Source organism: Conexibacter sp. SYSU D00693, assembly GCF_017084525.1.
GTDB lineage: Bacteria > Actinomycetota > Thermoleophilia > Solirubrobacterales > Solirubrobacteraceae > Baekduia.
The window spans coordinates 4,043,590-4,056,222 of record NZ_CP070950.1; the positions used below are offsets into that span (position 1 = coordinate 4,043,590).

The 12,633-nt window shown below is 74.2% G+C and carries 12 protein-coding genes; 10 read left to right on the forward strand and 2 right to left on the reverse strand.

Annotated features, from left to right (window positions below; all coding sequences use genetic code 11):
• Positions 1-37 precede the first annotated feature (37 nt).
• Positions 38-1,789 (forward strand): hypothetical protein, encoded by a 1,752-nt coding sequence (locus JUB12_RS19990; protein WP_205697203.1) that lies wholly within the window; start codon positions 38-40, stop codon positions 1,787-1,789.
• Between the two features lie 6 nt (positions 1,790-1,795).
• Here the strand turns inward: JUB12_RS19990 and grxD are convergent, their stop codons facing one another.
• Together grxD and JUB12_RS20000 are read right to left on the reverse strand one after the other, a co-directional pair.
• Positions 1,796-2,188 (reverse strand): Grx4 family monothiol glutaredoxin, encoded by a 393-nt coding sequence (gene grxD, locus JUB12_RS19995; protein ID WP_205697204.1) that lies wholly within the window; start codon positions 2,186-2,188, stop codon positions 1,796-1,798.
• The gene (locus JUB12_RS20000; RefSeq protein WP_205697205.1) at positions 2,185-2,415 is read right to left on the reverse strand and encodes a BolA family protein; all 231 of its coding nucleotides are present in this window, start codon (positions 2,413-2,415) and stop codon (positions 2,185-2,187) included. The genes grxD and JUB12_RS20000 overlap by 4 nt, the downstream gene beginning before the upstream one ends.
• Before the next feature lie 52 nt (positions 2,416-2,467).
• Between JUB12_RS20000 and JUB12_RS20005 the strand changes: the two genes are divergently transcribed.
• The 9 genes from JUB12_RS20005 to JUB12_RS20045 all read left to right on the forward strand — a co-directional run bounded on the left by JUB12_RS20005 (position 2,468) and on the right by JUB12_RS20045 (position 12,486).
• Positions 2,468-2,854 carry an iron-sulfur cluster assembly accessory protein gene (locus tag JUB12_RS20005; protein ID WP_205697206.1) on the forward strand — a complete coding sequence of 129 codons (387 nt, stop codon included), beginning with the start codon at positions 2,468-2,470 and terminating at the stop codon, positions 2,852-2,854.
• Between the two features lie 298 nt (positions 2,855-3,152).
• On the forward strand, positions 3,153-4,373 hold the full coding sequence (locus JUB12_RS20010) for a CdaR family transcriptional regulator (RefSeq protein WP_205697207.1): 1,221 nt from the start codon (positions 3,153-3,155) through the stop codon (positions 4,371-4,373).
• A 79-nt stretch (positions 4,374-4,452) separates the two neighbouring features.
• A complete protein-coding gene (locus JUB12_RS20015) occupies positions 4,453-4,881 on the forward strand; it encodes a nitroreductase/quinone reductase family protein (protein ID WP_205697208.1) in 429 nt (142 codons plus the stop codon).
• Positions 4,878-6,362 carry an NAD(P)/FAD-dependent oxidoreductase gene (locus tag JUB12_RS20020; protein ID WP_205697209.1) on the forward strand — a complete coding sequence of 495 codons (1,485 nt, stop codon included), beginning with the start codon at positions 4,878-4,880 and terminating at the stop codon, positions 6,360-6,362. The genes JUB12_RS20015 and JUB12_RS20020 overlap by 4 nt, the downstream gene beginning before the upstream one ends.
• 60 nt (positions 6,363-6,422) lie before the next feature.
• On the forward strand, positions 6,423-8,495 hold the full coding sequence (locus JUB12_RS20025) for a hypothetical protein (RefSeq protein WP_205697210.1): 2,073 nt from the start codon (positions 6,423-6,425) through the stop codon (positions 8,493-8,495).
• 6 nt (positions 8,496-8,501) lie between these two features.
• A complete protein-coding gene (locus JUB12_RS20030; RefSeq protein WP_205697211.1) occupies positions 8,502-9,125 on the forward strand; it encodes a hypothetical protein in 624 nt (207 codons plus the stop codon).
• Between the two features lie 178 nt (positions 9,126-9,303).
• Complete coding sequence (locus JUB12_RS20035; protein WP_205697212.1) at positions 9,304-9,471, forward strand: hypothetical protein; 168 nt, start codon at positions 9,304-9,306, stop codon at positions 9,469-9,471.
• 557 nt (positions 9,472-10,028) lie between these two features.
• Complete coding sequence (locus JUB12_RS20040) at positions 10,029-11,072, forward strand: calcium-binding protein (RefSeq protein WP_205697213.1); 1,044 nt, start codon at positions 10,029-10,031, stop codon at positions 11,070-11,072.
• 364 nt (positions 11,073-11,436) lie between these two features.
• On the forward strand, positions 11,437-12,486 hold the full coding sequence (locus tag JUB12_RS20045) for a hypothetical protein (RefSeq protein WP_205697214.1): 1,050 nt from the start codon (positions 11,437-11,439) through the stop codon (positions 12,484-12,486).
• Positions 12,487-12,633 lie beyond the last annotated feature (147 nt).

The window sequence follows — 12,633 nt, forward strand, 5'->3', positions numbered from 1 at the left end:
TGCGCGGACGCCGACCGGCCGGGGTACGGTGCGCCTCGTGCGCCGTCTCACCCTGCTCACGGGCTGCGCGGCGGCGCTGCTCCTCCTCGCCTGCCACGCGCCGGCCGCGCCGGCCGCCGAGCCGATCCTCCCGCTCGACCAGGTCCGGGCCGGGATGCGGTGCACGGCGCTGTCGGTCGTGCGTGGCACGGCGATCTCCTCGTTCGACGCCGAGGTCCGCGACGTCCTCACGGGCGACGTCTACACGCGCGACCCGCGGATCCTCGTGAAGCTCTCCGGCGCCGCGATCGAGGGCACGGGCGTCGGCCCGGGCTTCAGCGGCTCGCCGGTGTACTGCACCGACGGCCAGGGCGTCGTCGCCAACATCGGCGCGATCTCGGAGACCGTCGGCCAGTTCGGCGGGACCCTCGCGCTCGTCACGCCGATCGAGCGCGTCCTGCGCGAGCCCGTCGACGTGCCGGGCCAGGCGACGGCGGCGCCGGCGCAGCGCCGTGCGGCGGGCCGCCCGGTCCACCCGATCGCCGCGCCGCTCGCCGTCTCGGGCTTCAGCGGCACGGTGGCCGAGGCGCTGCGCCGGGCGGCGGCCAAGCACGGCAGGACCGTGACCGTCGCGCCCGCGGTCCCGCACGCTGCCTTCCCGCCGCAGCCGCTGGTCCCCGGTGCGGCGATGGCGGTCGGCATCGCCTCGGGCGACTTCAACGCCGGCGCCATCGGCACCGTCAGCTTCGCCGACGCCGGACGGGTCTGGGGCTTCGGCCACCCGCTCGACGGCGTCGGCCGCCGCGGCCTGCTGCTCCAGGACGCCTACGTCTACGACGTCGTCGGCAACCCGCTGGCGACGCAGGACTCCGCGACGTACAAGCTCGCCGCGGCGGGCAACGAGCTGGGGACCCTGACCAACGACGCGCTCAACGCCGTGGTCGGCCGGCTGGGCGCGCTGCCCGAGCGCTTCCCGCTGCGGATCGTCGCCAAGGACCTCGACACCGGGCGCGTCGAGGTGAGCCAGTCGTCGATCGCCGACGAGCGGGCGCTCGGCGAGCCCTCGGGCGAGTCCGGCCTGTCGGCGATCGCGCCCGCCGCCGTGGCCCAGGCCGCGAGCGACCTGCTGCGCGGGACGCCCACGCAGCAGAGCGGCGAGCTGTGCCTGCGCATCGAGGTGCGCGAGCTCAAGCGGCCGATGCGCTTCTGCAACCGCTACCACGGCGGCGGCGGACCAGGGTCGGGCGGCGCGCCGATGGCGGCCGACGTCGCCCAGGCGATCGGGCTGCTCGACAGCTTCCGGCTGGGGCAGCTGCACGTCACGAAGGTGGAGGCGCGCATCGGGCTGCGCCGCGCGCTGCGCCAGGCCTACCTGCGCTCGGCGTCGGCGCCGGCGCGCGCCCGTCGTGGCCAGCGCATCCGGGTGCGGGTGCGGGCGCGGATGGTGCGCGGCGAGCTCGTCCAGCGCTCGTTCATGCTGCGCGTGCCGCGGGGCCTGCGCCGCGGCGAGCACGAGCTCGTCCTCGTGGGCAAGCCCGCCGACGAGAGCGGCGACGTGGAGGACCTCACGCAGGTCCTCGAGCTCTCGTTCGGCGACGAGGCCGACGAGGACGGCGACGGCGAGCCCGAGGACGACCCCGGGCCGCCGACGGTCGAGGCGGTCGCCGCGGGCGTGGCGGACATCGCGCGCTACGACGGCGTGACCGCGAGCTTCCGCGGCGCCTCGCGGGGCGTGCGGATCGAGCGGGCGTTCCGCGACCCGCAGCTGCGCCTGAGCGGCTCGGCGCGGCTGCGGATCGTGGTCCGCTGAGACCGGCTAGCTGAGGCGGTTCTCGATCTGGAGGCCGGCGCCGGGCGCGGCGGCCTCCGGGGCCGCGGCCTCGGCGGGCTGCTCCAGGCCGAGGACGCCGGCCAGCTCGCCGGACTCGTACATCTCGGTGACGATGTCGCAGCCGCCGACGAGCTCGCCGCCGACGAAGAGCTGCGGGATGGTCGGCCAGTTCGAGATCGCCGAGAGCTCCTGGCGGATCCGGGGGTCCGGGAGGATGTCGACGGCGGCGAACTTCGCCTCGAGGGCCTGCAGGGCGGCCACCGTGCGGGCCGAGAAGCCGCAGGCGGGCGCGTCCGGCGTGCCCTTCATGAACAGGATGACGGGATGCTCGTCGATCGCCTCGGCGATGGCGTCGCGGATGGGGTTCGAGTCGCTCACTTGGGGGTCTCCGTCTTGAGGGAGAGGGCGTGGATGGGCCCGCCGATCTCGGCGCCGAAGACGTCGTAGACCAGCCGGTGCTGCTGGATGCGCGAGAGTCCGTCGAACGCGGGGGAGACCACGGTCGCGCGGAAGTGGTCGCCGCCGCCGGTCCAGTCCTCGACGGTCGCGGTGCAGTCGGGCAGCGCGGCCTCGATGCGGGACTTCAGCTCGTCGGCGCTCGGCATCCGACGGAAGACCTTAGCGCCCGCCTGCCGGTGCGCTACATTTGGTGAAGCGATGAGCACCACGACCGTCACGTACCAGGCCAAGGGCGTCACGCTCACGGACATCGGCGCCCAGAAGGTGCAGGAGTTCCTCGCCTCCCAGGGCGAGGCCGGCGCCTCGGCGGGCCTGCGTGTCGGGGTCCGCGGCGGCGGCTGCTCGGGCTTCCAGTACCAGCTGGCCTTCGACGAGCAGCGCGACGGCGACGTGATCTTCGAGGACCACGGCGTGAAGATCCTCGTCGACTCCCAGAGCCTCCCGTACGTCGACGGCTCGGTCATCGACTACCTCGACCAGCTCACCGGCGCGGGCTTCAAGGTCGAGAACCCGAACGTCGTGGCCGCCTGTGGCTGCGGCTCCTCGTTCCGCGTTGCCGACGAGGAGCAGGTCAGCGCCGTCTGAGGGGCGCCTCGACGCCCCTGGCGGCGTCATCACCACAGGCCCGTGCGTCCGCACTGTGCCTGTGGCTCTTCCTTGCCAGTGACGACGATCCGCGCCTCAGACGGCGCTGACGTCAGCGCCGTCTGAGGGGCGCCTCGACGCCCCTGGCGGCGTCATCACCACAGGCCCGTGCGTCCGCACTGTGCCTGTGGCTCTTCCTCGCCAGTGACGACGATCCGCGCCTCAGACGGCGCTGACGTCTTCGCCGTCTGACCCCGCGCCTCACGCGCCTCGCGGGCGCGTGAGAGGGTGACGGGCGATGTCCGACGTCGCCCACCCGCTGGCGCCGCCCGACGGCGGCGGCCACGTCGAGGAGCTCGCCGCCGCGCTCGACGTCCCGAGCCTCGCCGCGCACCTCGCGGACGTGCTCGTCCACGACGCCTACGGGGAGGTCGCGCCCGGGACGCGGCTGCCCGCGCTGCTGCAGGCCTCGTGCGACGCGAAGGTCAGCGCGCTGCGCGACGTCCTGCGCGGCGAGCGCCCGAGCCACGCCGTCACCTCGCCCGAGACGACCGCGGTCGCCGTGGAGCTCGCGCGCCTGCGCGTGCCGACCACGACGATCGAGCGCTCGTACCGCATCGGCCAGGAGGCCGTCTGGCAGTGGTGGCTCGACGAGGTCGACGCGTACGTCGCGCGCACCGGCGCCTCGGCCACCGACATCCTGCGGGCGACGACGCCGGTGATGTTCGAGGTCATCGACCGGCTGCTGACCGCGACCCTCGAGACCTACGACGAGACGGTCGAGGCGCGGCGGCGGTCGGTCGCCGAGCGCCGGCGGCGGCTCGTCGCGCAGGTGCTCGACGGGGAGCTCGACGCGCCGGGCGCCGACGCCGAGCGCCTGCTGCGCTACCGCTTCGACGGTCACCACGTGACGGCCGTCCTGACCGCCGGCTCGTGGCGGGCGACCGAGCGCCTCGCGGCGCGCCTGCACGACCTCCTCGGCGCGCAGGGGCTGCTGCTCGTCGAGGACGGCCTCACCGGCGGCGTCGCCTGGCTGCGCGTCCCCGAGGTCGGCCTCGGTGCGCGCGAGGCGGTCGCCCGGGCGGTGACCGCGGCCGAGGCGGGCGCGGCGTTCGGCGATCCCGGAGCGGGCGTCGAGGGGTTCCGCCGCTCGCACGCCGACGCCCGCGCCACCGCCCGCGTGCGTGAGCGCCTCGGCGACCAGGCATCCGCGGTGACCTGGCCCGACGACGTGCGCATCGAGACGCTGGGCCTCATGGCGCCGGTCACGGGCCGCCGCCTCGCCGACGCCGAGCTGGAGGCCGTCCGCGACCTCTCGCCGGCGGCTCGCGAGACGCTCGCGGCGTGGCTCGTCACGGGGTCGAACGTCGCGGCGGCCGCGCGGCTGGGCGTCCACGAGCACACCGTCCGCAACCGCCTGCGGGAGGTCGAGCGGCGGCTGGGGGCCGACCTGCGCGCGCGCCGGACCGAGCTCCACGTGGCGCTGCGCCTCGACGCGGTCCTCGAGCCCGCGGACTGACGGCTTCCGACAACCGCCGGGGCGTCCGCTCACGCATGTCGTGATGGCCCGCGGCGCGCGACGGGCGTAGCGTCGCCCCATGGCACCCCCGCCCCGTCCGGTCGCCGAGGTCGTCTGGAAGGTCCACCGCGCGCTCTACACGAAGACGCGCGGGCGGATCGGCCACCACTTCCTCGGGATGACGACGCTCCTGCTGACGACGAAGGGGCGCAAGACGGGACAGCAGCGCTCGACGGCGCTCATGTACCTGGAGGACGGCCCGGGGCTGGCGGTCGTCGCGTCGAACCTCGGCAGCGACAAGCCGCCGGCGTGGTGGCTGAACCTCAAGGCGATGCCCGCGGCCGAGATCCGGATCGGCCCCGAGCGCCGCGTCGTCCGCGGCCGGGAGACGACCGACGACGAGCGCGAGCGCCTGTGGCCGCGGTTCGTCGACCTGTACCCCGACTACGCGGAGTACGAGCGGATGACCGACCGGCGGATCCCGATCGTGATGCTGGAGCCGGCGTGAGCGCCGTCGAGCAGGCCGACGTCGTCGTGGTGGGCGGCCGGATCGCCGGGTCGGCCGTCGCGATCACCCTCGCCCGCGGTGGCCGCAAGGTCGTCGTCCTCGAGCGCCGCTCGTTCCCGTCGGACACGCTCTCGACCCACGTCCTCGTGCCCTACGCGGTCGCCGAGGCGGCGCGGCTCGGGGCGCTCGAGCGGCTGCTGGCCACTGGCGCCCAGCGCTCGCCCTACGTCCACGTCGGCGCCGGGAACGTCCAGCTCACCGAGCACTGGCCGACGGCGGAGGGCATCGGCTACGGGCTCTGCATCCCGCGCCCCGAGCAGGACCACGCCTTCATGGAGACCGCCCGCGCGGCCGGCGCCGACGTCCGCGAGCGCGCGGACGTGACGGAGGTCGTCTGGCGCGACGGCCGCGCGGCAGGCGTCCGGTACGTCGACGCCGACGGCGCCGAGCACGAGCTGCACGCCCGGCTCGTCGTCGGGGCCGACGGCCGGCGCTCCACGATCGCGGCGGAGGTCGGCTCGTGGCGGCCCTACCGCGGCTCGCGCAACGGGCGCGGCGCGGCGTTCCGCTACATGGACGACCCGCGCGCCGGCGACCGCCGGTGGGGCGAGACGATGTCCCAGTGGCGGTGGGGCCGGAACATCGGCTACACGTTCCCCGTCTTCCCGGGCCGGGTGATCTGCCTGCTCATGCCGCCCGCCGAGGAGATCGGTGCGATGCGCCGCGACCCCGACGGCGCCTGGGACGCGCTGCTGGCCAGCGACCCGGACGGCATCGGCTGGCGCCTCGAGGGCGCCACCAACCGCACCAAGCTGCGGTCGACCGCGGAGACGACGTCGTTCTTCCGCGCGTCGAGCGGTCCGGGCTGGGCGCTCGCGGGCGACGCCGGCCACTTCAAGGACCCGGTCATCGGCTCGGGCCAGCGCGACGCCCTGCGCTTCGGCCGGCGCCTGGGCGAGCTGGTCGCGCCGGTCCTCGACGAGGGCGGCAGCGATGCCGAGCTCGACGCGGCCCTGCGGACGTGGGAGCGCGAGCGCGACCGCCAGTGCAACGCGTCCTACCACTGGGGCTGTCGCGAGAGCGCCCCGACCGAGCCGGCGACGCCGCTGCTCCAGGAGGTCATCCGCACCTTCGAGGGCAACCCGGCCCACCTGTCGCACAACTTCAACCGCACGCTCGAGCCCGAGCGCGCCGCCGGCCCGCGGGCGCTCGCCCTCGGCCTCCTCAACGCCCTGCACCGCCACCCGGGCCGCCGCGGCGAGATCCTGCGCGAGGCGCTCGACGAGCTCCCCGCCGAGCTCGGCATCCGCGCCGACCGCTGGTTCGGCGTCTTCCGCGCTTCCTCCTCCCGCCCCACCGAGCGCCCGGACTTCGACTGGCCGCCCCCGCCGGCGCCGTCGGCGCGCCGGGCCGCGCCGGAGCCGGGCGTCGACCCGGAGGAGGCGCTCGCGCGGGCACACGAGGTCGTCATGGGCGTCTGACCGTTCGGCCCGCGGCGCTCAAGGCGGGCGGTCGGGAGGGCGACACAGGGCGCAGTGCGCGTGCGCGGACCCCTGCTCGCTTGTGCCCTGCTGCTGACGGCCCCGTCGGCGGCGGTCGCCGGCTGGGCGGCGCCGGTGAGCGTGGGCGGTCCCGGCCAGGACGTCCTCGACGGCGCGATCGCCTCGGGCGCCGGCCGCACCGCCATCACCTGGACGACCAGCGGTGCCGACGGCGGTGAGCGCCACCAGTGGCTCGCGCTCGGCACGACCTCCGGGTCTGTCGGTGCGCCGATCGACCTGGGCGTCGCCCGCGGCTCGGGCCGCGTCGCCGTCGACGGGCTGACCGGCGCGGTCGTCGTCGCGTGGACGACGTGGTGGGACGAGGTGCGCGTCGCCGCGGTCCCGGCCGGTGGGACGTCGCCCGGCCCTGATGTCGCGCTGGGCACGGTGGAGGCCGACGAGGTCTGGCACAGCTCGAGCGCGCCGGCGACGGACGCCCCGCTCGCCGTGACCGCTGCGGCGGGTCGCCTGTCGGTCGCCTGGCGGTCGCGGAGCAGCGACCGCATCGTCATCGCCCGCGGCGCAGCCCCTGGCGCCGGCCAGGCCCCGAAGCTCGACGGCCCGACGCCCGTCTCCACGGCACTCGGCTCCTCTGAGGTCCCGCCGGAGCTCGTCGCCACCGCGCTGCCCGACGGCGGCGCGCTGCTCGCGTGGACCGGTGCCGGCGACGGTCACGACGCCGTGCGCCTCGAAGCTGCGGCCGTCCCGGCCTCCGGCACGCCAGGGACCGTCGAGCCGATCGGCGACCCGGCCCGCGCCGCCACCGGCATCAGCCTGGACGCCGACGCCCTCGGCCGCGCGGTCCTCACGTTCGTCGACGGGCAGGCCGACTGGTTCACCGGCGACGTCGCCGCGGCGTTCCGTCCCGCGCAGGGGCCGTTCGGCGCGGTCCAGCCGACCGGCAGCCCGACCGGCGCGACGCTCGCCCCTGGCGCAGCGAACCCGGGCACGCACGTCGACGTCAGCCCCGACGGCCGCGTCCTCGCCGGCTGGCCCAGCGTCTCCGGCCCGACCGAGAACAGCTTCGGGGGCGCGCCTCCCGCCTTCGCCCGTGGCACGACCGCCTCCGGCGTCCTCGACCCGCCGGCGACAGTGGGCGGCGTGGACTACGCGGACGACGACGTGGTCGTCGCGGTCGACCAGCAGGGCACGGGCGTCGTCGCGTCCGACAGCGGCTGGTGGCAGGGCGCCGTCGCCGCGCGGGTCGACGCGTCCGGCGCCACCAACGCGGCAGCGCTCGTGTGCCCCGCCACGGTGGCCCACGCGATCGGCGCCGTCCAGCCGGCCAGCGGGCAGCCGCTGGTCCTGTGGCGCCAGCGCCATCCGCGCCGGGCGCAGCGCAGCCTCTTCCTCTCGCGCGGCGACACCAGCGCGGACGTCGCGCCCTGCTCGCGGACGACCGGGGCGATCGTCGCCACGCCCACCGCTGCGCCGATCGGCACCTCGGTCCAGTTCGACGCCACCGCTGCCCTGGACCCCGAGCTCCCCGAGGCCGAGGTCTCCTGGCGCTTCGTGGCCCCGGACGAGACCGCGACCGAGTGGACGCCGTGGGCGCCCTCGCGCCGGCACCGCCACACCTTCACCGTCCCCGGCTGGCACCGCGTCGAGGTCGCGCTCGACAGCGAGGGCCGCAGCGAGCACTGGACCGCCGCGAACGGCGGCGTCTTCGTCTGCGAGCCGAGTGGCTGCCCAGTCGGGTTCGTCGGGACGCCGTGGTCGTCGTGGCGTCCGCCCACGCCTCCGCCCCAGCGCGTCGCGCGCCGCGCGGTCGTGCGCAAGCCGGGGCTCCAGCTGCCGTCCGTCGTCACGCGCGGCGACCTCGCGAAGACCGGCCTGCGCTTCGCCCTGCGCCTCCCGCGCGCCGATCGCGCGACCGCGACACTGAAGCTCCCCGGTGCCGGCACGCTCGGCACCGCGCAGGTCAAGGCCGTGCGCGGCACGACGCAGGTCCGCCTCGCGCTCACCAAGGCCGGCAAGACCCGCCTGCGCCGCTCGAGCCGCCGCGTGCTGCGCGTGGACGTGCACACCAAGGGCGGCGTGCGGCTGGGGCGGTCGCTGCGGCTGAAGGGCTGACCTGCGTTGAGCAGGAGCGATCCGCGACGACCGATCGTGCGTTGGAGCGCCAGGCGACGGCTGTGCCGCCCAACGGCGCTCTTCGCGATCTTCGTGACTGGCGCCCTTGCGTGTGGGTTCGTGGGTTGCGGCGATGAGCCGACGTTCAGCAACCTCGACGAGATGCGGGGGACGATCGACGGTGTCGGGCTCGACGACCCCGAGACGACCGTCTTCGAGCGCTTCGGGTCGGTCGAACGGGACGGCAGGTACAGCGCCCCGGTGGAGCCGCGCAACGCCGGAAGGCCGGTCTACGGGCCCGGGACGGTGGACGGCCCGCGGCGTGGCGGTCAGGGCGGAGCCCTGCTGCGGTACAGCGACGGCGTCTTTGCGAGTGACGCTCGTCGTCGCGTGTACTACATGCTGTTCACGAGCCGCGGCCTGAAGACGAGTCGCGGCGTGGGCATCGGCAACCGCCTAGCGAAGGTCAAGTCTGTCTACGGAGACATAGCGCGCTGCGGCCGACGCAACGTGGACTCCGGGTACACCGCATACGAGTTCTGCCGGGTCAGGTTGAGCGCGACGCGCTGGCTGTGGTTCGGCGGCGACCCGGTCCGCTCCGTCGCGTTGTCGACGGTCGCCATGGGTTGAGTGGGTGCTCCCACGTCGGCGCTCTCCTGCGGTCGACCGCCTTTTGCGACATCGAGCCGGCATGGGTGTACCTCGAGACCCGACGTGGTACGGCCTACCACTCAGCATGTCTGGCTCGGCTGACGACCGCGGGGACTTCTGGGACGGCCTAGGGCCCCAGAGCGCCCTCGGCAGGGTGATGTACTACGTCTTCGGTGCGTTCCTCATCGCGAGCTTCGTCGGCCGCGACAAAGCCGGATGGGAGGAAGCGAGTGGCGTGCTGGCGATGGTCTGGCTGGTACTCGGCGCCGTCGTTCTGGTGCGTAGATGGAAGTCGTCGTCGAGGCGACGGCGGCATTCGCACTAGGGAGTGGCGACCACTGCCCTGTGACGGTGCGAGGCCTCGTGCCTTGATGGCTCTGGCATCCCAGTCGTGACTGTCGAACGCCGCAACCCAGTTCATCGCCCCGCGTTGTCATGATCGTGCGACCGATCAATCAGCTCGCCTGTCTCGGGATCGCGCTCGCCTCCGCCCTTGGGGCTGCGAGTGCGGATGCCGCCTCCCTCAGCCAGGTCGTTGCGACGGACAGACCGGTCCCCATTGCGGCATCCACCAGCTGGCTGGGCCCGCGGTCCGTGACGGGCGGGTGTGGTGGACACGCTGGGGGCGGACAAGCCGGTTGGAGAGCCTGACCGCTCAAGGACGGCGCACGACGACGGCCATCGCCCAAACGGCCTCCGGCCGGGCAGCGATCGGCGTCGCCGCCACCCGCTCCGACGTGTACGTGAGCGCCATGACGCCCGCCAACGGTCAGTGCGGGATCGACCCGGCGGGATCGAACCGGCCGCCGGTCTGCGGCGTGTACCGGGTGCGAGCAGTCTCGAAAGGTCCCCGATGAGCCTCCGCGGCGTCGTCACCGTGCGGTGATCGTGCGCTCTCGGGCTCAGGGACGCAACCCGGTGCCGATGGGCGCAACTCGACTTCGGCGTGCGAGTTCAAGTCACGTGCCACTTCGAGCCGTCCTCCTGGCCTCAGGCGTCGCGCTCTCGGTCGGCGCGGCTTCGGCGGGGGCTGCGACGGTACGGGTGGTCGAGGTGATCGATCCGCACAGCCCCGACCCGGGTCCCCAGGTCGAGTTCGTGGCTGCGCCGGGGGAGCGCAACCACGTCGAGGTTGCGTGGGTGGCGGGCGAGCTGCGCATCAACGACAGCGGCGCGGACCTGACCGTGGCACCGGGCTGCCGGATGGTGAACGCACCGCACCTGGTTGCGTGTCAGGCCGGAGTGGAGGCTGAGCCGCTGGGCATGTTCGCCTTCCTCGCTGACGGCGACGACTTCCTCAGCGGCGGACCCGGGCCGGACGTCATCCGCGGCGGGCCGGGGGACGACTTCATCGACGCTGGTCGGGGACCGGACCTCGTCTTCGGAGACGACGGAGACGACGTCCTGCGCCTCAGCTCAGGCCAGGAGATCGACGAGCTCCATGGCGGGACGGGGCGTGACCTCCTGCGCGGCGACCCAGCCCGGCCGCTTCCGAGCCTCGCGCGCTTCGACCTGAGCAAGCGGAGGGCGCTGCTCGTGTGCGATGGCGGCGTTGCAGAGCAGCCCCGGATGGACGAGGTGCGCCGTTGCGAGCGCGTGGAGTACGGCTGGGGCGCGAGCGTTCCCGCCAGGCCCAGGTTCACCCCGACCTCCGCCGTCTTCCAGTTCCAGTGCCCCTCCAACAAGCGGCTGGGGACGCGCGGGACCTGCCGGGGGCGCTACCGGGTTGCGGGTCGCCGCCGCGGCTCCGCGCGCTTCTCCGTGACGGCCGGCCAGCGCCGCACCGTCCGGGTGCCGCTGCGCGTCGCGAACCGCGCGACCCGTCGCTACGCGATCTCCCTCACGGCCACCGGCCAGTACCGCACGCGTCGCGTTGCGTTCCGGTCGGGCTGGGTCATCGCGGTCGACGACCCGCGACGGCGTTGAGGCACCGGTGGAGAGCTGTCGTCAGAGCAACACGACTCGTCGCGCGAGCCGAGCTGTGTCGCCACGAGTGGGGCAAGGGCGTCGCCGTCATGCTGTGCTCGTCTCCAAGACCGGACCGAGGTCTCATTCGCTGACCGTGGGCTCAGTCGCTGGAGCAGCAGCGCGGATGAGGTGGACTCCATGGCGGAGGTCATCCACCGTGTCCGCTCCATCGTCGATCCCAAGCCGCCGAGAGAGGGGGGGAGAGATGCAACAGGCGGAGGGCTGGTGCCGCGTTTGCTCGCCCGAGAGCAACGGCGCGCGGTGCTGTTGTCGGCGAACAGTCCGGAGATGGACTGGTAGAGACGAAACCCACCTACGAACCATGGATCTTCGAAAGCTTCTCGCTCTTTCCGTCGTGCTCGGGATGTTCGGCCCAGCGCCGGCGTCCGCCAGCACCGGCGAGGTCCTCGCGAGCGAGAGTCGCCCGACGACCGTCACGACCTACGGCGACCACACGCTGTGGAGCCACTTCGACGCTCGCTCCAAGCGCTACCGCCTGGTCGACCACCGCTCGGGACGAACCGTCACCGTTCCGGTTCGCGGGCAGCGCGTGCCATTCGATGTCGACGCCGGGCCGGATCGAGGCGGACGACCGGTGGCCGTGTACTCGCGGTGCTCGGGGCGCGAGCCGCATCTCGGTGATGGCCGCGCCGACGGACTGCCCCTGCACTACGCGGCGCGGGGCTGTCGGCTCTTCCAGGTCGACTTGGGGACCGGTCGAGAGCACAAGCTGAACGTCACGGCGCGCAAGGGCTTCAGCCAGTTCCGGCCGAGCATCTGGAAGGGGCGCATCGCGTACGCGTCGCGCCGTGACCGGTCGCAGGCGGACATCGCCCTGCTGCTGCAGCGACTCGAAGGCCGGCGGCCGCGCTCGCTTCGACCCGGTCCTCGAGAGTCCCGTGCTGGCACCGTGCCCTATGCCGACTCGGTCGACCTCGGTCCCCTGAGCTTGGACTTGCGCGGCACCCGCGTGGCGGTCGTGTGGGCTTCCAACCCGCCCGACGAAGGCGAGCCCGCCGGTTGCGGTTCTGGTGCTGAGGTCAAGGACGGGGGCACGCTGCGCACGACGCTCCTGGTGGTCTCGACGCGGAGGTCGACGACGCTCGACAGCGAGTGCACCTGGTTCGAGGTCCTGACGCGCGTGGGAGCCAGCTGGACGCTGGACGGCCAGGTGACCAGCGCCCAGCTCAAGCCGTCGCGCGTGGGCCGCGACTCGATCCTCACCACCTTCGGCAAGGACGCGAGCGCTCGGCCCGAGCCTCTGGCGGCGAACGCCATCTCGGTCACGGCGAGCGGGGTGGACCGGCGGATCGTGGTCACCGAGCCCACGGATGCGCAGCCGGACTATCGGGTGGTCGACATCCAGCTCTGAACTTCGGGCGCCGCGGGCTTCAGGCCGCGGCACCAGGGCTGGCGACGACGAGGCTTCGTGGTTGTCTCAGTTCCAGCGGCGAGCTCGTCAAGCTCGAGGGCGCTCGCACGTTCGATGAGGGCGGCATCGCTGAGGCGGCATCCGCCT